Annotated in this window: 22 protein-coding genes; 13 read left to right on the top strand and 9 right to left on the bottom strand. The window is 53.2% G+C overall.

Annotated features, from left to right (window positions below; genetic code table 11):
* Window positions 1-21: 21 nt before the first annotated feature.
* Genes AB1N33_RS09350 through AB1N33_RS09295 form a run of 12 tightly spaced genes read left to right on the top strand, consistent with a single transcriptional unit; the run spans window position 22 to window position 10,539 of the window.
* A complete protein-coding gene (locus tag AB1N33_RS09350; protein WP_411271279.1) occupies window positions 22-531 on the top strand; it encodes a hydrogenase maturation protease in 510 nt (169 codons plus the stop codon).
* Window positions 528-728 (top strand): hypothetical protein, encoded by a 201-nt coding sequence (locus tag AB1N33_RS09345; RefSeq protein WP_411271278.1) that lies wholly within the window; start codon window positions 528-530, stop codon window positions 726-728. The genes AB1N33_RS09350 and AB1N33_RS09345 overlap by 4 nt, the downstream gene beginning before the upstream one ends.
* On the top strand, window positions 704-3,043 hold the full coding sequence (gene hypF, locus AB1N33_RS09340; protein ID WP_411271277.1) for a carbamoyltransferase HypF: 2,340 nt from the start codon (window positions 704-706) through the stop codon (window positions 3,041-3,043). The genes AB1N33_RS09345 and hypF overlap by 25 nt, the downstream gene beginning before the upstream one ends.
* Window positions 3,043-3,291 (top strand): HypC/HybG/HupF family hydrogenase formation chaperone, encoded by a 249-nt coding sequence (gene hypC, locus AB1N33_RS09335; RefSeq protein WP_411271276.1) that lies wholly within the window; start codon window positions 3,043-3,045, stop codon window positions 3,289-3,291. The genes hypF and hypC overlap by 1 nt, the downstream gene beginning before the upstream one ends.
* Window positions 3,278-4,426, top strand: a complete 1,149-nt coding sequence (hypD, locus tag AB1N33_RS09330) for a hydrogenase formation protein HypD (protein ID WP_411271275.1) — start codon at window positions 3,278-3,280, stop codon at window positions 4,424-4,426. Before hypC ends, hypD begins: the two co-directional genes overlap by 14 nt.
* On the top strand, window positions 4,413-5,435 hold the full coding sequence (gene hypE, locus AB1N33_RS09325; protein WP_411271274.1) for a hydrogenase expression/formation protein HypE: 1,023 nt from the start codon (window positions 4,413-4,415) through the stop codon (window positions 5,433-5,435). The genes hypD and hypE overlap by 14 nt, the downstream gene beginning before the upstream one ends.
* 21 nt (window positions 5,436-5,456) lie before the next feature.
* A complete protein-coding gene (locus tag AB1N33_RS09320; protein WP_411271273.1) occupies window positions 5,457-5,795 on the top strand; it encodes a hydrogenase maturation nickel metallochaperone HypA/HybF in 339 nt (112 codons plus the stop codon).
* The gene (gene hypB / locus AB1N33_RS09315; RefSeq protein ID WP_411271272.1) at window positions 5,795-6,544 is read left to right on the top strand and encodes a hydrogenase nickel incorporation protein HypB; all 750 of its coding nucleotides are present in this window, start codon (window positions 5,795-5,797) and stop codon (window positions 6,542-6,544) included. The genes AB1N33_RS09320 and hypB overlap by 1 nt, the downstream gene beginning before the upstream one ends.
* Entirely contained in the window at window positions 6,537-7,637 is a 1,101-nt protein-coding gene (locus tag AB1N33_RS09310) for a 4Fe-4S dicluster domain-containing protein (RefSeq protein WP_411271271.1), read from the top strand. Before hypB ends, AB1N33_RS09310 begins: the two co-directional genes overlap by 8 nt.
* A 1-nt stretch (window position 7,638) precedes the next feature.
* Window positions 7,639-8,448, top strand: a complete 810-nt coding sequence (locus AB1N33_RS09305) for an FAD/NAD(P)-binding protein (RefSeq protein ID WP_411271301.1) — start codon at window positions 7,639-7,641, stop codon at window positions 8,446-8,448.
* A 1-nt stretch (window position 8,449) separates the two neighbouring features.
* Window positions 8,450-9,244: an NADH-quinone oxidoreductase subunit B family protein gene (locus AB1N33_RS09300; RefSeq protein ID WP_411271270.1), complete on the top strand. Its 795-nt coding sequence runs from the start codon at window positions 8,450-8,452 to the stop codon at window positions 9,242-9,244.
* Complete coding sequence (locus tag AB1N33_RS09295) at window positions 9,244-10,539, top strand: Ni/Fe hydrogenase subunit alpha (protein WP_411271269.1); 1,296 nt, start codon at window positions 9,244-9,246, stop codon at window positions 10,537-10,539. The genes AB1N33_RS09300 and AB1N33_RS09295 overlap by 1 nt, the downstream gene beginning before the upstream one ends.
* Window positions 10,540-10,596: 57 nt before the next feature.
* Here the strand turns inward: AB1N33_RS09295 and AB1N33_RS09290 are convergent, their stop codons facing one another.
* From AB1N33_RS09290 to AB1N33_RS09250, 9 genes are all read right to left on the bottom strand, one after another.
* Window positions 10,597-11,250: a DUF4097 family beta strand repeat-containing protein gene (locus AB1N33_RS09290; RefSeq protein ID WP_411271268.1), complete on the bottom strand. Its 654-nt coding sequence runs from the start codon at window positions 11,248-11,250 to the stop codon at window positions 10,597-10,599.
* A 182-nt stretch (window positions 11,251-11,432) separates the two neighbouring features.
* Entirely contained in the window at window positions 11,433-11,789 is a 357-nt protein-coding gene (locus AB1N33_RS09285; RefSeq protein ID WP_411271267.1) for an outer membrane protein assembly factor BamE, read from the bottom strand.
* Window positions 11,790-11,916: 127 nt separating this feature from the next.
* Entirely contained in the window at window positions 11,917-13,599 is a 1,683-nt protein-coding gene (gene recN, locus AB1N33_RS09280; protein WP_411271266.1) for a DNA repair protein RecN, read from the bottom strand.
* A 103-nt stretch (window positions 13,600-13,702) separates the two neighbouring features.
* A complete protein-coding gene (locus AB1N33_RS09275; RefSeq protein ID WP_411271265.1) occupies window positions 13,703-14,191 on the bottom strand; it encodes a RidA family protein in 489 nt (162 codons plus the stop codon).
* Window positions 14,188-14,802, bottom strand: coding sequence for a c-type cytochrome (locus AB1N33_RS09270; protein WP_411271264.1), 615 nt, complete (start codon window positions 14,800-14,802; stop codon window positions 14,188-14,190). Before AB1N33_RS09270 ends, AB1N33_RS09275 begins: the two co-directional genes overlap by 4 nt.
* Window positions 14,799-16,379, bottom strand: coding sequence for a flavin monoamine oxidase family protein (locus AB1N33_RS09265; RefSeq protein ID WP_411271263.1), 1,581 nt, complete (start codon window positions 16,377-16,379; stop codon window positions 14,799-14,801). Before AB1N33_RS09265 ends, AB1N33_RS09270 begins: the two co-directional genes overlap by 4 nt.
* An 82-nt stretch (window positions 16,380-16,461) precedes the next feature.
* On the bottom strand, window positions 16,462-17,334 hold the full coding sequence (locus tag AB1N33_RS09260) for a phytanoyl-CoA dioxygenase family protein (RefSeq protein ID WP_411271262.1): 873 nt from the start codon (window positions 17,332-17,334) through the stop codon (window positions 16,462-16,464).
* Between the two features lie 121 nt (window positions 17,335-17,455).
* Window positions 17,456-18,070, bottom strand: coding sequence for a hypothetical protein (locus AB1N33_RS09255; protein WP_411271261.1), 615 nt, complete (start codon window positions 18,068-18,070; stop codon window positions 17,456-17,458).
* 43 nt (window positions 18,071-18,113) lie between these two features.
* Window positions 18,114-18,776, bottom strand: coding sequence for a PEP-CTERM sorting domain-containing protein (locus AB1N33_RS09250; protein ID WP_411271260.1), 663 nt, complete (start codon window positions 18,774-18,776; stop codon window positions 18,114-18,116).
* Between the two features lie 278 nt (window positions 18,777-19,054).
* Between AB1N33_RS09250 and AB1N33_RS09245 the strand changes: the two genes are divergently transcribed.
* Window positions 19,055-20,737 carry a methyl-accepting chemotaxis protein gene (locus AB1N33_RS09245; RefSeq protein ID WP_411271259.1) on the top strand — a complete coding sequence of 561 codons (1,683 nt, stop codon included), beginning with the start codon at window positions 19,055-19,057 and terminating at the stop codon, window positions 20,735-20,737.
* Window positions 20,738-20,754: the final 17 nt, after the last annotated feature.

Raw genomic sequence — 20,754 nt, 5'->3', positions numbered from 1 at the left:
GATTGGCAGGAAAAAACCACCATGGCTGACACCAGGCTTCGTATTTTATGCATCGGCAACCTGTTGCACGGCAATGACAGTGTCGGCTACCGGGTTTATTCGGCGCTGTGTCGCGCCTCGTTGCCCGGTTCGGTTGACCTTATCGATGGTGGCACCGGCGGACTGACGTTGCTGCCGCTGTTTAAAGGCGTGCCGCAGGTATTGCTGGTGGATTGTGTAAAAAGCACGGCACCTGAGGGCAGTGTAGCGCTGTACCCGGATATTGGCCGTGGATGGCCCGCCGACTATGCCGACAATGCGCTGCATGGGGGCAGTATGGCAACCCTGCTGGCGATGCTGCCGGTGTATATCAAAACGCCGCCACGTGTTGACCTGCTCTGTGTATCGGCCCGTTCGCTTGAACACTTTTCCGTGCGGACAGATTTTGACGCCGGGGAGGTTGTGGATGCGTTGTGCGCGCGTGTGCTCGATTACGTTAGCGCATTGAATACACAAACCACGGAACAGACAAAAAAGGAGAAAACGTCATGATCCGGCTGATTACGGTATTGATACTGCTGCTTAGTCCACCTGTGGTGATGGCGCATGGCAACCATGGGCTGTCATCATTATCGGCTGCGCTTCACCTTATTGTTCATCTGATGCCCTGGCTCGCGTTACTGTTACTGGCGGGCTGGCTGGTTATCCGCACCGTGAAACGGTCATGCTCGCCATGCCCGCACCGGTAAGTGGTATTACCGTAACCGTCAGCGGTTGTGTCCAGGGCATTGGATTTCGCCCGTTTGTTTGCCGGCTGGCGGTTTCTGAAGGTATTACCGGGAAAGTACGCAATACCCGTAGTGGAGTGGTGATTGAGGCCACGGGTACGCCGCAACAGCTAGAGCGCTTCGTGATGACGCTGCAAAGCACCGTGCCAGCCCCTGGCCGGATTGATCACCTGGACGTGCAGCCCTGCCAGCACGCGCCGTCGGCGCCGCGTTTTATCATTTCAGACAGCGAACAGCATGGCTATATCAGCGACGTGCTGCCCGACATGGCGATGTGCGACACGTGTCGTGATGAAATGCAAAGTACGTCCCATCGGTTATCTGGCTACCTATTTAACAGTTGCCCGCAGTGCGGGCCGCGTTTTTCGATGATTCGCCACATGCCCTATGACCGGGATGCCACCGCCATGGACGCCTTCGCACTGTGCGCAGCATGCCAGCAGGACTATGCAAGCCAGACCAGCCGCCGCTTTCATACCGAAGGTATCGGATGCCCACAGTGTGGTCCCGGCGTTACGCTGCTGGATAATCAGGGCCAGCAGGTTGAAGATAAAGAGCAAGACGTAATCCGACGGGCTGCAGAGTGGCTTAGGCAGGGCAGGATCCTGGCAGTCAAAGGCATAGGCGGCTTTCATCTTTGTGTCCGTGCACAGGCTCCTGAAGCAATTGCGTTACTGCGCGAGCGTAAGCACCGTCCCGCCAAACCACTGGCTGTGATGATGCAGGATATTGCCCAGGTGCAGCGCTATTTTCGTCTTACCGCTGCGGAAGTGACGCAACTGTGCAGTCCGGCAGCGCCTGTCGTACTGTTGCCCAAACAGCGCCAGACAGCCCCTTTGCCTGAGAACATTGCCCCTGACGTCGATTGCGTGGGCGTGATGCTGGCCTATACCGCGCTGCACCTTGAGCTGATTCGTGCCGTGGGTGAGCCGGTCATTATGACGTCTGGCAATCAGAATGGGGCGCCGTTATGCACAGATAATGACACTGCACTGCGCGCGCTGGCCGGTATTGCCGATGGCTGGCTGATGCATAACCGCGAGATTGTCCGCGGTATTGATGATTCGGTGGTCAAGGTTGTGTCGGAGGAGGTGCAAGTCCTGCGGCGCGCCCGCGGCTTCGTGCCAGCGCCACTGCAACTGCCGCAGCCGTTGGTATCAGGAAGTGCCTTGCTGGCCATGGGCGCGGATATCAAAAATACGCTTGCCGTTGCGCGCGATAACAAGGTGGTGTTATCCGGCCACAATGGCGACCTGCAGCACCCAGATTGTTATGTGCACGCCAAAGACCAGGCCGGACAGTTGTGTGCCCTGTTGGGGGCGCGTCCGCAGGCCATTGTGATTGATAAGCACCCTGATTATTTTTCGTCAAAGCTGGGTCGGGAACTGGCCGCACGTCATGATCTTCCTGTTATTGCCGTTCAGCACCACCATGCACATATGGCCGCCTGTCTGGCTGAGAACGGGGTGACGCTTTCTTCGCCGGTACTTGGGATTGTGCTGGATGGCAGCGGGTATGGGGATGACGGGACAATGTGGGGCGGTGAGCTTCTGCTGGCCGATTATCAACAGTCAGTTAAAGCAGGCGGACTGAAACCCTATACCCTGCTTGGCGGTGATAAAGCAAGCCGCCAGCCATGGCGCAACCTCGTCGCGTTGCTTCATCAGGCAGAAATTGACCTGAATGCACCCTGGCGGGCGCGTTATGAAACCCTGGCCGGTGCGTTGTCACCGCTGGCATTCACCCTGGTTCAGCATGCAGAGCAAGGCGTGATGACCAGTTCTGCCGGGCGGCTGTTTGATGCGGTTGCGGCGCTGCTCGGTGTCGCACCGGCAACACTGAGTTATGAAGGGCAGGCCGCGATGCGTCTTGAAGCGCTGGCTGGGACGCATGACGCGACCTGGCCGGTGTTGCCGTTTGACCTGTATTTTGAGCAGGGACAGTGGCAGCTTGACCCACGCAGATTTATGCGACAGTTGTGTGCACGTTTTGCCGACGGGGCTGCGCCAGCGCTTCTGGCCGCCTGGTTTCATGAGGTGTTTGCGGCCAGCTGGGTCGCGCTGGTTGACGCTGTCTGTCAGCATGGCGGTTATCGCGGCCGCGAAATTGCACTGAGCGGCGGTGTTTTTCAGAATGCCAGGCTGCTGATGAGCCTGCAAACCCGGCTTGAAGCACAAGGCTTTACGGTTTACCGACACCGGCGCGTACCCGCCGGTGACGGGGGTATTGCGCTGGGCCAGAGTATTATTGGCCAGCATTGTTGGAGGGCAAACTGATGTGTCTGGGCGTACCGGCAAAACTGATTGCGATCACCGATGAGGCTGTGGGACTGGCGCTGGCGGAAACCCAGGGCGTGACGCGTGAAGTCAGTCTGGCCATGCTCGCTTTGCAGGGGCAGCCTGTGACATCACTGCTTGGGCGCTGGGTTCTCATTCACGTGGGATTTGCCATGGCGCTGATTGATGAGGATGAGGCAGCGCGTACGCTGACACTGTTACAGGACATGGAAAATGACGGACCTTAGTATGCCGGCGCAGCGTGACCCGGCCCTGGTCAGGCGCCTTGCCGATAAAATTAACCAGGTGGCAAGCGGGGTTGCCAACCGTCTTGGACGCCCGCTGCAAATTATGGAAGTGTGCGGCGGGCATACCCATGCGTTGTTTCACAGTGGGATTGACCAGTTACTGTCTGCCGATGTGGAATTTGTGCACGGACCGGGGTGTCCGGTTTGCGTGTTGCCACCCGAGGCCATCGATCAGGCCGTCGGTCTCGCCGGTCAGCCTGATACGATGCTGGTTACCTTCGGTGATGTTTTACGGGTACCAGGTTCATCCACCACACTCGCCGGTCTGCAGGCACGCGGCGCAGATATTCGCGTGGTTTACTCGCCAATGGATGTCATTGCGCTGGCCCGGGCTCATCCGGAAAAAAACGTTATCTTTCTGGCAATTGGCTTTGATACCACCATGCCAGCGGTGGCGCTGACCATTGAGCAGGCAGCGCGGGACCAGGTGAATAATCTCAGGTTTCTGTGTTACCACATCCGGCTTATTCCCACTTTGCAGGCACTGCTTGAAAGAAAAGACGTTGTGATTGACGGGTTTATCGGTCCGGGTCATGTCAGCATGATCATTGGTAAAGACGCATACGAACCGCTGGTCCGCGCATGGCACACACCTTTGGTTGTGGCAGGCTTCGAGCCGGTCGATATGATGCGGGCATTGTGGATGGTGGTTGTTCAGCTTGACGAACAGCGCTGTCAGGTTGAAAACGCCTATGAGCGGGTAGTGACGGACGCAGGGAATGTACGTGGACTCGATGCCATCAGACGGGTATTTGCCGCAGACGACGTAACCTGGCGTGGTGTTGGTCGAATTCCCGGCTCTGTGCGTTCACTGAATGCCAGTTACGCAGCATTGGATGCCAGCCGGATGGCAGGCCTGCAGACGCCGGCAGAGCATGATGAGCCGGTATATTGTGCCGACGTACTTACCGGAAAACGCAAGCCAACCGCCTGTCCGCATTTCAACACAGACTGTCACCCCCATTCGCCCAAAGGCCCCCTGATGGTGTCGGGGGAAGGGGCATGCGCAGCCTATTATCGCTATCGACGTCATCAGACGGATAGCAACACTGAGGCGCAGTATGAAAAAGGATGATGTCATCACGCTGGCCCATGGCGCAGGCGGACGCGCCTCAGAGGCGCTTTACCGGGACATATTTTATCCGGCGTTTGGCCTTAACGGCAGCCAGCCTGATGCGGCGGCCATGGCAATGCCGGAACTTGCGGTCACAGGCAGCAGGCTGGCCATGACCACTGACAGTTTTGTGGTGTCTCCGCTGACCTTTCCCGGCGGTGATATTGGCAAGCTGTCGGTGTGCGGTACGGTGAATGATCTCGCGGTAAGCGGCGCCAGACCGCGCTACCTTAGCGCTGGATTCGTGATTGAGGAAGGGCTGCCGCTCAGCATCTTAACTGACATTGCCCGGTCAATGGCACGTGCAGCGAGTGAGGCCGGAGTCAGTATTGTTACCGGCGATACCAAGGTGGTGGCCAGAGGGCAGGCGGACAAAGTGTATATCAACACTGCTGGTGTCGGCGTGGTACCGCCGGACCGGTCTGTGAGCACGCATGGTGCGAGGCCGGGCGATGCCGTGCTGGTCAACGGCTTTATTGGCGATCATGGCGCTGCGGTGATGCTGGCGCGCGGCGAGCTGGGGCTCAATGCCACACTACACAGTGACTGCGCGCCGTTAAATGGTCTGATTGAGTCGGTTTTCTCGGCGTGTCCTCATCTTCAGGTGATCCGTGATGCTACACGGGGCGGTGTGGGGGCGGTGTTATCCGATATCGTCCGCGACGCCGGGGTGACTGTCGCACTTGACGAAGCCAGCCTGCCTGTCCGGCCAGAGACCCGGGCAATTTGTGAGCTGCTCGGTATGGAAGCGCTGTTTTTCGCCAATGAAGGACTGGCGGTGTTCATTGTGCCGCAGGGTGACGCAGACAAGGTGCTTGCTGTGATGCGCGATCACCCGTACGGACAGCATGCCTGTCAGATAGGTCAGGTGTTGTCATCAACCGATCCTTTGCTCTACATCAATACCATTTTTGGCGGTAAGCGCATGATTGAACTACCTTATGGAGTGCAACTCCCTCGAATTTGCTGAGTGTACAGACAAGGACATCACATGCATGAGCTCTCGGTTATCACGGCACTGATTGATGCCGTTGCACACTACCAACACGCCGAACATGACAGCGATGTTGGTGCAATCAGTGTAGAGGTAGGCCAGCTGACCTGTGTGGATAAAGACCGTCTGCAGTTTTGTTTTGATATGGTGAAGGAGGACGCCGGACTGGCTACCGCGGCGCTTCGCCTGGAAACCGTGCCAGCGGTGGCGCGATGCCTTGTCTGTTATTCCGAGTTTACGGTGTCCCGGACCGGTGAGCCTTGCCCATGCGGCAGCTACCAGTATGAATTGCTTTCCGGGAACGAACTGAACCTGACTAAAATTGAGTTTGTCTGATGTGTACACATTGCGGCTGTGGCAGCGATAAAGCCAGCTTAATCAACCCGTCGTCCACCACACCGGCTAAAATACTAAGCCTGTCTCAGGACAATAAAGCACTGCATCTGCACCACGCGCTGCTGGCCGGTAACGATGCGATTGCTGAGGCGAACCGGCATCACTTTGCTCATCATCATCACACCTGTCTGAATCTGATGGGCACGCCCGGAGCAGGGAAAACCGCCTTGCTTGAGATGCTGATCCAGCGGCTTCGTCAGCAGGGACGAGGTGTTGCCGTGCTTGAAGGTGACCAGCACACCAGCAATGATGCCCGCCGGATCCAGGCCGCAGGAGGTCAGGCGCTGCAAATTAACACAGGAACAGGCTGTCACCTGGATGCTGAGATGATCCGGGCGGGCGCCGAGTCGCTGCATTTACCGGATGGTAGCCTGCTGATTATCGAAAATGTGGGGAATCTGGTTTGTCCGGCGCTGTTTGATTTGGGTGAGTCAGCCAAAATTGCCATGATGGCGGTCACCGACGGCGACGACAAACCGGTTAAATACCCGCATATGTTCAGTCACTGCGAACTGGTGATCGTTAACAAGGTCGATCTGCTGCCTTACGTGGATTTTGACATGGACAAGGTCAGACACGATCTCTCTCATCTGAATCCGGGCTGTCCCGTACTGACGTTGTCAGCCAAAACCGGTGAGGGCGTTGATGCTGTGCTTGCCTGGCTTACCGACAGGCTCGCTGATGGCTAAGTCGTTCTTATCCCGGTCTGATTTCTCCGCCCTGTTTAGTGCGCTTGTGAAAGCGGGCTATGAGGTCATTGGCCCCCAGGAGAAGCAGAGCGCTATCGTTTTTGAGCCATTATCCGACGTGTCGGCACTGCCATGGGGAATACGTGATGCCACCGCTCCCGGACAGGTGACACTCAAGGAGGCTGAAGCGTCACGCTGCTTTCGCTGGAATTCGACGCCGCAGAGCTTCAAGCCCTGGCTGTTTAAACCATCACAAACCCTGTGGCAGGCAACACCGGTAAGCGACGGCTTTCGTTTCACTCAAACCGAACCGGAAGCCACCCCGCTGGCGTTTTTCGGTGTCAGAAGTTGCGACATTGCCGCCTTGTATCTGCAGGATAAACATTTTATGCATGGCCCCTACGCCGACCCCTGGTATTCGGCGCAGCGCAAGCAGTTATTCATTGTGGCGGTTAACTGCGCACAGGCCAACGACACCTGTTTCTGTGTGTCTACCGGTGACGGGCCGCAAGCGCTGTTTGGCTACGACATCGTTCTGGACGAACTCGATGACGGTTATCTGATTGAAGCCAACAGTGAGCGAGGGACGACGCTGCTTGCCACGCTTCCGCTTCATAAGGCGACAGAACGACAGCGAGAGCAGGCAGCCGCGCAGTTGCAGGCTGCCTCGCAACAGTCGCGCACCATGCCGGGACCGGAGGCGTTGCTGCGTCTGGCCGACCATCTTGATGACGCGCAATGGCTTGAGATTGCCGAGCGCTGTCTGGCCTGCGGAAACTGCACATCAGTATGTCCTACCTGCTTTTGCGCTAAGCAGGAGTCTGAAGAGGATATTCGCTCAGGTGACTATGCGCAGGTTCGCTACTGGGACTCGTGCTTCAGTGAAAAGCATGGGCATATTGCCGGCAAAAACATTCGCGGCGAGATCAGTCAGCGTTATCGCCAGTGGGTGTTGCATAAACTGGTCACCTGGCAGTCGCAGTATCAGCGCAGTGGCTGTGTTGGCTGCGGGCGTTGCGTAAGCTGGTGTCCGGCTGCCATCGATCTGGTGGATGAAGTGAATCGTATGCTGGGAGTGCAGGTCAGTGGATAGTATGTTACCGGTCAGTGCCCGTATTGCGGCGAAGACCGTTGAAAGCCGCGGACTTGAAACCCTGCATCTGGATGTGGCGTCAGACACGCCATTTACCTTTCGGTTTGGGCAGTTCAACATGATTTCCGTGCCCGGTATCGGCGAAATTCCTATTTCTATCATGGGCTGGCAGGACGGCCTGCTGATGCATACGATTCGGGGTGTTGGCAGGGTGTCTAATGCCTTGCTGGCGCTGCCCGAACACAGTGCTGTTGGCCTTCGGGGGCCGTTCGGACAAGGCTGGCCGCTGGAAATGTTTGAAGGACGCGACCTGATATTTATTACGGCCGGACTGGGCTGTGCGCCGGTCGTCGCCGCCATCAATCACGCTGTTACGCACCGCAACCGCTACCGAAAGATTGTGATTTTACAGGGTGTAAAACACCATGATGATCTGCTTTGGCAGGCAAAATATGATGCCTGGCGCGATATTGGAAACTGCCAGGTGCTGCTGGCGGCCAGTGAGGAGAAAAAACGTAAATACCACTGGCGGCTCGGTATGGTGACCGAGCTGCTGGAGTATGCTGATTTTGATCCCAGACACTGCGCGGTGATGATCTGCGGCCCGGAAATTATGATGCTCTCTGCGTTACCCTATCTGGCGAAAAAACAGGTCAGTGATGACGATATTTATCTCAGCATGGAGCGCAATTTTCAGTGCGGACAACGTGCCTGCGGTCATTGTCAGCTTGGGCCTTATTTTGTCTGCCATGACGGGCCGGTGTTCCGCTACCCCGACTTAAAACCCTGGCTTGGCCGGGCAGGGATCTGATATGGCCAATACGCTGACAGTTGCCATCCACAAACTTACATCCTGTTCAGGCTGCCAGTTGTCGTTTTTGAACTTAGGGTCTGACTTGCTCAAAGTGCTGGAGAAAGTCACGTTTGTACATTTTATTGAAGCCGGCTTGTATGCCCCGGATGACGATGTCGATCTGGTGCTGGTGGAAGGCAGCGTCTCTACCGCTGACGATCTGGCCCGGCTGGAACTGGCCCGTAGCCACGCCAAATGGCTGGTAACCATGGGCGCCTGTGCAACCAGTGGCGGTGTGCAGGCACTGCGTAATATGGGCAACAAGGATGAATGGACACGCACGGTCTACGCGCATCCTGAATTTATTGAAACGCTGGACAACTCTACCCCGGTGGCTGAACACGTTAAGGTGGACTTTGAGCTGTGGGGGTGTCCCGTGACTGCCGCACAGCTCATTGCGCTGATTCAGCAACTGAGCGCCGGTGTACTGCCTAAAGACGATGCAGAAAAGGTCTGCATGGCCTGTAAGCGTGACCAGAACGTCTGCGTCATGGTGACCCGGCAGGCCCCGTGCCTGGGTCCGGTCGTCCGGACCGGCTGTGGTGCGCTCTGCCCGGCGTTTGGTCGCGCCTGTTACGGATGTTTTGGCCCCTCTGAGCAACCCAATGCAACCAGTCTCAGTAACCGCTTTGCCGGACTGGGTTTGCAGCCTGACGCAATCGTTCAGCGGTTTGCTGCCATTCACAGCCATGCCCCCTCCAATCAGACGCAGATACAGCGCTGGCAGCAAATCAACGTGACCGAGGTGAAGTAATGGGCAACCGTAAAATTAACCTGAATGTGCCGTTTATTACGCGCGTCGAAGGTGAGGGTGCACTGACACTGACGGCCTCCGGTAATGATATCGAGAAACTGCATCTGCAGATTTTTGAGCCTCCGCGCTTGTTCGAACGGTTTCTGGTCGGCAAATCTTATCAGGAGGTGCCGGACCTGAGTGCGCGGATCTGCGGTATCTGCCCCATGGCCTATCAGCTCACCTCAATTCTGGCCATGGAAAGCCTGTTTGAAGTGACGTTGCCCACGTGTTTGCAGGAATTAAGATTATTGATGAATGTTGGTGAATGGCTGCAAAGCCATGCATTGCATATTCACTTTTTGGCGATGCCTGACTATTACGGCTTTGACAGTGCACTGCAAATGGCTCCGCATCACCCCGACTTACTGAAACGGGGGATGCAGATCCAAGAAGCGGGCAATGCATTAATGCGCTTACTGGGCGGACGCTCAGTTCATCCGGTTGGCCTGCAGGTTGGGGGATTCAGTACGCTGCCGACACCGCAGGCCTGGGAACACGCCAGAAAGCAGGTTAATGACGCCATCACGGCAGTTAATGCGCTATTTAACTGGGCAGCAGAGCTTACATTACCTGATTATGCTCATCCGTTTACGTCGGTCAGTCTGTCTGGCGAGGGAACATACCCTATCAATGGCGGCGCTATCAGCATTGACGGTAAAGCGTTGTTGCGCCACGAGGACTATGCGTCACATTTCAAAGAACATCAGGTCAGTCATTCAACCGCGCTGTATTCCCTTTTTGATGGGCAGGACTACCTCGTCGGACCGCTGGCGCGCATGAACAATAATTTTAGCCAGTTGCCGGAAAAAGTCCGTGCAATGGCAACCCGGGCAGGGGTGACGTTTCCCAGTCATAACATGTTTGACAGTGTTCGTGCGAGGGCGCTGGAGTGCGTGTGGGCGTTACAAACAGCACAGGAAATTCTGCAGCAGGACTGTCCGGTAGGGGATGCGCACGTGCCATACACCGTTACTGAGGGCGAATGTTGCTATTGCACAGAGGCTCCCAGAGGGCTTATTTATCATCATTATCAGATTGATGATGCCGGTAAGGTGGTGTCGTGTCGTATTATTCCGCCCACCAGTCAGAACCAGGCGCGGATTGAAAAGGATTTAAAACAGGCGTTGCACCGTTTCGGGATGGACAAAGCCGATGACGACATTAAGCGCTTCTGTGAGCAGGTGATCAGAAACTATGATCCGTGCATTTCATGTTCCACGCACTTTCTCGATCTTACCGTTCTCCGACGCTAATAACGCACACAGCAGCCGGTGGCTGCTGTGTTTTTGAATAAAAGTGAGGAAGGGAAATTAGTCCCGGTAATCCGTTTCGACTTTATCCTGCAGTGACGGATTGTCGATTTTCAGCCGAACTTCACGTTTCAGAATAATCCGCCCGGAGACGGTCACCGAGTCATCGATGGTCAGGGTAGGGGCAGAGCTGTTGCCCCAGCTGTCTTTATCACGCTCTTCAAATATGATGTCCCCGGTGACAACGGTGTTATCGCTCAATGTAATATCGCCATTATGGGTAATGATACTGCCGTTCACCTTGCCAGAGGTGATCTCAATATCACCGTTCAGGGTTTCAATATTTCCGTCAACATCGTTATCGTTGGTCAGCGTAACATCCCCGTTCACGGTTTCGATGTCGCCCACCACCATGGCGTGTTTATCCAGGTCAACATTACCATTAACCACATCGATGTCCTGGCTCATTGCATAGCGCCCCAGCTCGACACCGCCATTTACCGTATCAATAGCACCTGACTGCGCGCGCTTTTCCAGCGTGACACCGCCGTTTACCGTTGCAATGTCACCAACGTGACGTCCTTCTGATACATCAACACCGCCAAATACGCTGCTGAGATCACTGCCGTCTGCGCCACCGCCGACGTGAATGACACAGCCTCCCAGTGTCATTGAACCTAAAACCACTAAACCTGCCAGTGAACGAGAAATCATGTGTTTATTCCTTATAAAACGTATTAATCAAATGTCCCTGACCATTCAGCAAACACTGCGCCATTTATAAAAAGCAATTAAAAACAATAAGTTAAGTTTTTTTGTGATCTGGAAGGAGTGGGGAGGTTGTCTGATCCGCCATTTATTTGCGGATCAGACGAATAATGCTGAAAAGTTAAGCGTTACTGGTCAAGCGGCGTGTAGAAGTCTTCAGACAGTTCAAAATCACCGTCGACACTGACCACTTTGTCATTTTCAAAGTTAATGATCATCCGCTTCTGGAAGTCCTCGCCATTTTTTTCCATGCCGCGTTTCATATCGTAAACGTAATACCAGGTGCTCTTGTCGAAAGAGTCTTCCACCACCGGATGACCCAGTACGTAAATAACCTGTTCCTTGCTCATGCCAATACGCAGTTTTTCTACATCACGCTCGTCGAGAAAGTTGCCCTGTGGTACGTCAATGCGATAAATCCAGTTGGAACAAGCGCCTGTCGCCAGAGCCAGTGTGAGTACAAATAGAATTCGATACAGCTTCATTGGTGAGTTGATTCCGTCAAATGCGTTGGTTTTTTGTTGTGTTCTTTGCATAGCAGATAGAACACGCACGCTATTACGAGTGCGCGTTCGCATGCTACCTTGTCCACTATGACCAATCAACCGCTGATTAGTTCGAATCGGCGCTTTTCAGTAACTCCCTGGCATTTGCCAGTGCCGACTCTGTCACTTTGTCACCCGCGAGCAGTCTGGCAAGTTCGTCAATTCTGTCCTGGCTGGTCAGCGGCAGCATTTGCGTTTCTGTACTTTCGCCGTCAGTCAGTTTGGTAACAAACAACTGATTATGCGCCTGTGCAGCAACCTGAGGCAGGTGCGTTACACAGATAACCTGTGCACGTTTGCCCAACTGACGTAACAAGCCACCCACAATAGAGGCGGTTGGCCCGCTGATCCCTGTGTCGACCTCGTCAAATATCATGGTTGGGGTAGCGTGCTGGTCGCTGGCAATAACCTGAATAGCCAGACCAATTCGTGACAGCTCACCGCCGGAGACCACTTTATCCAGTTTATCCATTGGCTGACCAGGGTTGGTTGAGACCTCAATGTTTACGGTATCCAAACCATGTGAAGCGGGCTTTTGCGCGTCGTCATAGAGCACGTTAATCGCCAGCTTAGCGTGTGGCATGTTCATACTGCGAATCTGTTGTTCAATTTCCCCAGCCAGTGCCACTGCGGCGTCCTTCCGGCTTTGTGAGAGCTGAACGGTTGCCGCCAGATAGTCTGCCCTGGCATCGGCTACCTCATCTTCCAGTTCATTCAGACGGCTTTCCTGATCGCCCAGTGCACTGAATTCAGCGCTCAGTGCTTCGTGGTGCGCGGTGAGCTTTTCGGGCGCAACCTGATGTTTGCGCGCCAGTTCCATTGCTTTGCTGAAGCGCGCCTCGACCTGCTGCAGACGAAGGGGATCAATTTCAAGATCATCACAGTAGCTTCTTAACTCGTGGGCGGCTTCCTCAACCTGAATAGAGGCATCATTCAGCATGGTCAATATTGGCGAGAGGGTTGCGTCATGCTCAGTCAGATCAGACAGGCGTTCAATGCTGTTCTGAATAATACTCAGCGCATTACCTTCATCACTTTCATACAACTGATAAAAGCTGTGCTGTGCCTGTTCCAGCAAACTTTGTCCGTTACTCAGCCGCTTATGTTCGGTTTCCAGCTCTTCAAATTCGCCCTCAGCCAACGCGAATTCATCCAGCTCCTGCACCTGATAGGTAAGCAGTTGCAGTCTGTCCTCGCGTTGTTGCGCCGCGTCTTTTAACGTAGTCAGCTGACGCTGTTTGTCCCGCCAGCACTGAAATGCGTTGCTTACGGCTTCGCGCACCGCACTGTTATTTGCATACGCGTCGAGTAACGCACGCTGATAATCTTCCTTAAGTAACTGCAGGTGGGTGTTCTGGCCATGAATTGCCAACAGCGTCTGACCAAACTGCTTTAGCTGCTGCAGTGACACGGGAGAGCCATTGATAAACGCCTTCGAGCGACCTTCAGTAGAAATGACACGACGAATAAAGCAGGTGTCTTCTTCATCGGCATGTAGCTCGTGTTCGTCCAGAAAGGCTGCCGCTTTGTGGTTACCTTCCAGGGTAAAGTGTGCAACGATTTCTGCCTTACTGGCGCCTCGTCTGACTGCGCTGGCATCGGCACGCTCACCCAGACAAAGGCTGAGCGCATCAATCGCAATGGATTTACCTGCACCGGTTTCACCGGTAATTGCGGTGAGCCCATTTTCGAGGTTAACCTTCAACTGTTTGACGACAGCAAAATTACTGATAGAAAGATGCGATAACATACAACCACTCGATGTTTATACAGTAAGTGTAAATATATACAGTATTTGCTGTATGTAAAGTGAAGTTTTTATCACATCATTTCATTTTTTCGAACGCCTGCGGTTAATCCGGTCTGACTGCAATCACTTCAATTTCGACCAGCATACCCGGTATAACCAGGCCGGCAATCTGAAAGGCCGAGCGGGCGGGCAGGTCAGGCTGCTCGTCAGTACCAAAAAACTCGGTGTAGGCTTTCATAAAACCGCTGAAGTCCATGCGGCCATCGTTGGCCGGATCGCCGACCAAAAATACGGTCATTTTAATGACATCACCCATGTCCATGCCTTTGTTTTGCAATGATGTCTGGATTTTTTGCAGCACATTGCGGGCCTGGTATTCGGTATCGCCCCAGTACTCGCGCGAGTTTTTTTCTGCATCGGGCTGTTGTGGACTGGGTACATTACCGCTTTCAAAAACCAGCCCGTTTACCTCGACGGCGGATGCAATGGGAAAGGTGCTGTTATTCGGCAGCGGGTAGCGCTTTACTTCCTTCGCAAGTACCGGACTGCAGAGGGTAACCATTAATAAAAGTAACCAGTAAACAGACTTCATGGGTTCGTGTCTCCGTTGTTGAGGGTGTTAATGTAAGTCACTATGTCCAGCGCATCCTGTTCAGACGTGATTGCGCTGACCGCGGCGCGCATCACCTGACCGTCAGTATCATCACTGTGGGTACCCCGGTGACCGGCAGTAAAGCCGGTAAGCTGGCTGAGCAGATACCAGTCAGACTGACCCGCCAGTGGCGGCGCATGCGTGGCCGCATTGCCTGCGCCAGACGGGCCATGGCAGGCAGTGCAGGCGGCGTAAAGTGCCTCGCCGCGTTTTTCATCGCCCGTTACCAAAGATGCTGACGCACGTTTGGGCTGCGCAGCAATAAAGGTGAGCGCATGGTCGATGTCCTCTTCGCTTAACATTGCGGCCACAGCGTGCATATCCTGCGTGGCCGACCGGGTGCTGTTTACGCTACGCCAGTTCTTCTTAAAGCTGTGAAGCTGGCTGCGCAGGTACCAGTCGGGTAACACGCTGAGGTTAGGGGCTTCCAGCGACGGGTTGCCCTGCAGATAACCGCCGTGGCAAACCGGGCAGGATGGCGGCTGCATGGGTTGATCAGCGCCCAGCGCATAGCTGCTGATGGCATAACACAGTAGTAACAGGCGTTTCATACGGGTCTTCCCTGGGTGGCAATCTGCCGCGCTTCGATATCCCGCAAAACATACCAGGCCGATTGCACAGCCCCTTCCTGCCAGCCCTGGATCGTTGCCATCTGGTCACCCATCAAATAATGCCTGCCTGCCGGAGCCCGCAATCGCTCATAGTGTTTTTCGTAGACTTCCGGTGGCCAGTAGGTACCGCAACCCATCAGGTGATTCATTCGGTTCCAGCAGATGCTGACACCGGTTTCAATATACTGGCGATAGTTGGGATGCAGCTTTTCTCCCTGCGTAATGGCGTAGTTGATGCGCTGTGCGGGAGACATTGCACTGATACGCTCAACAATCGGGTTTTCCCAGGAATAGCCGCCAAGTAATACGCCTTTCTTCTGAAAAGTACCGTGCTCGGGATACCAAATCTGGGTGATGTCCTGATTTGTCCAGCTGATGCCCGCATAAATCTGCTCCTGCTCCCAGAAGCGTTCCCTGGCCTGTAAGCCGACTTTGAACAGTTTGCCACGATGTACCATCCTCATGATGGATTTGTAGTCTTCAGGCAGGTTCGAGTCTATACCGGCCATGATCTGCATGGGAATACAGTTCAGACAATAATCCGCAGTGATCTGCTTAGGTTCACCGTTATGCAGGTAGCTGACTGTGACCTGATCATCACTGGTTTCAATACGCTGAACCAGGGCATGCAAGGTAACCAGATGCTCAATATGTGGCAGAAAGTGCCGGACAATGCTGTCCATGCCGCCTTTCGGGGTCATCATGGCCGGGCTTTGGTCGGCAATATCAATGAAGTGCATGGCGCCCGCCCAGAAGTCACTTTTGAGCAAGTCGGCAAAGCGTCGGGGATCTTTTAGTCTGAGAGGCGAAAGCACGTCGATGGAGGCGAACCCGGCGCTCTCACTACCTTTATAACGGCCTTCCTCGTCAAGGCTGCCGAAACGCTTCACAAACTCGACCATTTTGTCGAAGTCTACATCGTCGAACGGTGCGTCGAGTAAATCGTCGGGTTGCATCGATTTTGCCATCAGCTCACTCATAAAGCCGCGCACGTCGGCTTCATATTCGCGAATACGGATGGGTTGCCCATCAAAGGCTTTATCGTCCTGACAGTAACAATTACGGTTGTAATTACAAAACAACTGGAGCTCTACGCCCAGCTCACGGCAGTAGTGCAGAATGCCTTCGTGCTCAGCCGGAAGCCGTGCGGGGCCTGCGTTAAAATAAAGGTGTGGCTCATCATCAAACTGACAAATCTGAGGGTTGCCCAGTTCATCAATTTTGTCGCCGTGGCGGAGCGTGAGATTGCGCCCGCCTATCCGGTGTGATGCTTCCAGAATTTGGCAGTCATAGCCCGCACGACTGAGTTCATAAGCACAGACCAATGCACTGATCCCAGCCCCCAGTAATACGACTTTGGGGGGCTTGCCTGACACGGCTTTGAGCTTTGACGGCGTAAATACAGACGATACAGGGGTGATGCCAAATGCCCGGGCAACCTGAAACAGTGCCGCTGAGCCACCGGCCAGTTTTGCCATGAGCATCAGATATTGACGGCGGGTGATTCCCTGGCCCATGCCTGTTTCCCGGGGTTGTAATGTATAAAATAACTATAGAGCAGTTTATCTGATTAGCCAGAAAACCACCGAAGGCGTCAGGTTAATGGTCGGGTGTGTTCTTATCCTCAAGCAAGCGTTTGGGGTGCATACCATTCACCATGCCAACAAAGGGCGGATGGATGGAGTAGCCCAGCATTCTGCGAATATCTTCCGACACCGCAGTGACCACGTCTTTAGGCGTGCCCAAAAAATAGTTTTCCTGCGTGCGCAGCCACGGTTCACAGTACTGACAGGTCACGGCCAGTCGCGAGGCATCGGACTGATTAGCGCCACCGCCGTGCCAGAATATGCCGGGATAAAACAGCACAGAACCCGCCTTCATAACCGCCGGCATCGCTTCCTCTGGGGATGGCTTACGGTCGTCGCCCCATTGGTGACTGCCGGGGACAATCATGGTCGCACCATTGGTGTCGGTAAAGTCGTCGATCGCCCAGATAGTAGCAGCCCCCAGTGCAGGCCGCGGGCGGGGCAAAGGATAAAAACCATCATCGTGATGCAGGGGCTGACCTTTTTCTCCCGGCAGCAGATTGATAACCTGCAGTTGTGAAAGCAGATAGTTGGGCATAAAAATGCGGTCCAGCATGGCCAGAATGCGGGGATGATCAACCAGCCTGTCCAGCGCACGGGTTTTGTTAAGTACGGCATACAAACGCTGGGTTTTATAACCTTCAAAACGGTTACGTCCGGTTTTGTCAAGCAGCGGAATAATCGCCGCCTTAATCGTGGCAATGTCCTCAGGTGACAGCAGGTTTTCGATAATAACGTAGCCCTGTGCTTCTACCTGTTTAAGGTCTGCATCGGTGACGGAACCGGGAACGCGACTGGCAGATTCACTGCGGGTTTGTTTATAGGTACCGGCGTTGTCGCCGGTGACGTAGTTCGGGTCGATATTTTCAGTTTTGGGGGCTGCCATGTAGACGCATTGTTCCTTTGCTGATGTCACTACGAACGTAGAAGCTGAGCCATGAATATGCAAGCCTGCGTTGTTAACCAGGGATGCTGCATGTCAACGCACGTTATTACCGGAGTGGCAACTACCGGGCGGTGGCTGCGCGCTTTAACAGTACTGCTAACCAGTAGCAGGCCAACAGCATCATCAGCCTGCCGCACCAGAGTGATCCGGAGGCGATTGAGTTATCGAGTGCAATCAGTCCTGTTTCCGTCAGCAGGTATTCCCAGTCATGGAAGCCATACGGTGAGGAATGGCCAACGTTTCCGCCAAGCAGAGGAAGCACGCCGTCCTGAGCATCAGCGATGTAAGGGGCCATGTCGAGGAAATTCAGAGAAAACCACCAGAAGCACACGGCTGCGCCAAAATTATCATTGCGCTGGCGGAGAAACACGTAAACGCAGATAAGAGGCATCAGCAGTTGCCCAAGTGTACCGCCCAGCGAGCCCATAAACTGTCCAAGCAAGCCGAAAAACACGTGACCTGCCTCGTGGAACGGCAAAAAAATGTAGTGAACCCAGCCAAACGCCCCGGACGAGGAGATTTCTGCTATGCCAAGGGGGAAGAAGGTCAGCGTAAGGACACCAATAAACGCAGACAGCAGAGCATGGGCCCACCAGTTTTCAACAAGTGCTGCTGACGGGTGAGTCAGTTTCTTATATGTCGAGCGTGTCTGCTCGTGGTAAGAACCTGGCAGCATCTTACTCTAACCTGTAATTTGGCTTTGTTAGCAGCAAAGCAACTTACGTTTTTTTAGTCAGTGAACGGCGTCTGACCAGGAATCCTGTGAGTGCCATGGCACTTAAGAACATAGTTGCCGGCTCGGGAACAGAGGTTGAGGATATTACCGTCTGCGGGCCCGGGTCTTCTGCCACGTTAATCGCGTCCAGAAAATTTCCCACGGTACTGTTCCCGTTGAGTGACGTGAATCGAATAGTTGACTCAGTAGAGACAGCCACAAACGTAGTACTGAACTCTGACCAATTTTTAATCGTGTGATCGTCTATTGTCTGGCTGAACAAAACGTCGTTGGAACAGCCTAAAATATCAAAACGAAACGCCTCCGCCAGGCTGCTGCGCGCGGCATATGCAAAGCTCACCAGATAACGGGATGAAATTTCTGTCGTGAAAGTTTGAAAAATGCTGTACGCCATGCCGCCCGAACCTCCGTGGGCGTTGAGTTCCGCATGTTGCTCACCATCGAAGGAATCAAATCGATACAAACTGTCCCAGATTTCGATATTACTTCCGTGCCAGCCATTGACGTTGGCAGCGTTGTACCATTTCCAGCTACCATTGCGGACATCGTTATCTTCAAAACTACCATTGATGATTAAACTGGCGTGCCCAGCAAAACTGGCGAACATCAAAACAGACATTACACAAATACGGGCCGGATAACGCATTCTGGCTTCCTCGATTCTATAAATTCGTTGTTATAGGTAGGGTGATAACGCCACACACTCTTCTATCGAAGCGTCGGTTCGTACAAAAATCGTTCGAAAGCGCGAAAAGGATATAAAAAACAAGAGCAGGGTATTAAAAGCAATCTGTAAATGCAGGAGGAATGAGTGTCGGCGAGGAGTGGGATTTTACCTCGGTGTGGCGTAGCAGATTTACTGTAACCGCACTATTTCTTAAAATAAGGCCAATCTGATTTGCATTTTACATCGTAATGTGTTGGTTGGGTTTACGTATTAAAACTGGAGATTATAAGGTGGTTCGGTTTTTTTCCTCATTATCAGTGAAAGCAAGACTTGCTCTGGCCTTCGGAATTATACTCTTTCTGCTGATTCTATTGACCGTTCAGGGTATTCAGCGTGTAAATTTCATTGATAGAACACTAGCTGAAATTACTGACGTCAACTCAGTTAAACAGCGTTACGCAATCAACTTTCGTGGGAGCGTTCACGACAGAGCTATTGCTATCAGAGATGTAGCAATTGCATCAAATAATAGTCAAGTTACCAAGTTCGAGCATGAAATCCGTGAACTGGAAGCGTTCTACATCGAGTCCGAGGAAAAGATGAATGAGATGCTTCGAGACGGAACAGCATTCACTGCCGCTGAGCGTGACATTTTAAGAAGAATAGAAGACATTCAGAGCCGAACACTACCGCTTGTCGAAGAGATCTTGGTAAAGAAGAAAAGTGGTGAGAGAGTTGATGAGATTGTGTTGGAAAAGGCTCGTCCTGCTTTCATCTCCTGGCTTAATACCATTAATGAGTTCATTGATTATCAGGAAGAGCAAAACCAAATTGCTACACCACAGGCCCGTGACGTGGCTGGATCGTTCCAAAACCTGATGCTTGTTCTCAGCGCATTTGCTGCGGCCTTTTCAATTGCAATCGGCGTGTTAATTGAAAAAAGTTTACGTGTGTCTCTTGGTGGCGAGCCAATGGAAGCCCAAACCGCAATAAAAGCGTTATCAGAAGGCGATTTAAATACAGACGTAAATTCTCCGTATCAGGGTAGCATTCTTGATTCTCTGAAAGAGATGAACATCAAGCTAACGAGTATTGTCAGAAACATTATCAATGGCTCTAATGAACTCACTGCTCAAGTCAAAGATGTGTCGGAGGGAGCGACTTACGTACTGGACGCTGCTCAAAAGCAAGCCAAACTAACCAGTGAGACTGCAGTTAAACTTGACTCAATGAGATCGAGTATTGATCAGGTTTCTGAATTGGCGATCCGTACAGAAGAAAACTCAGGACTGACTGTTGATTACGCGAAAGAAGGTCGGCATGTCGTCAATGCCGCCGCGCAAGAAATCGAACGTATTTCGAATACGGTAAATGACACGGTCAAAGAAATTAAGTTGCTCGAAGAAAACACCAAGCAGATTGGCGGAATCGCAAGTGTTATCAGCGGAATTTCCGAGCAAACTAATTTACTTGCGTTGAACGCCGCAATTGAAGCCGCACGGGCAGGAGAATCAGGACGTGGCTTTGCTGTGGTAGCAGATGAAGTACGGCAGCTTGCAAAGCGTACGGGCGAGGCAACTTCGCAGATTGAGTCGATGATAGTTGAAGTACAAAATCAGACAACTGCATCGGTTCAGGCAATGGAAACGACCCAGCCTCAGGTTGAAAACGGCAAAGCGCAAATTATGAAAGCGACGGAGTTGCTTGAAAGCATAGAGCAGCAGGCAACGGATTCTCTGTTAAGAATAAAAGAAGTTGCATCTGCGGCGTCAGGCCAGGTTGATGTAGTCAGCGATTTGAGTAAAGCAATGGAAGCCGTTGCAGCAATGTCAAAAAACACGATGGAATCCATGAGTAACAACGACAAAGCGGCTAAAGGCTTAAATGATTTGGCCCATGAACTGAAAAAAGAGGTCTCATTCTTCAAAGTTAACCAATAATTATTCCTGGTTGCGCC

Origin of the sequence: Alteromonas nitratireducens, from assembly GCF_040812025.1 — a bacterium.
In the GTDB taxonomy this organism is placed as follows: domain Bacteria; phylum Pseudomonadota; class Gammaproteobacteria; order Enterobacterales; family Alteromonadaceae; genus Alteromonas; species Alteromonas nitratireducens.
The sequence above is the reverse complement of the archived record's forward strand: the minus strand, read 5'-3'. Positions and strand labels throughout refer to the sequence as shown.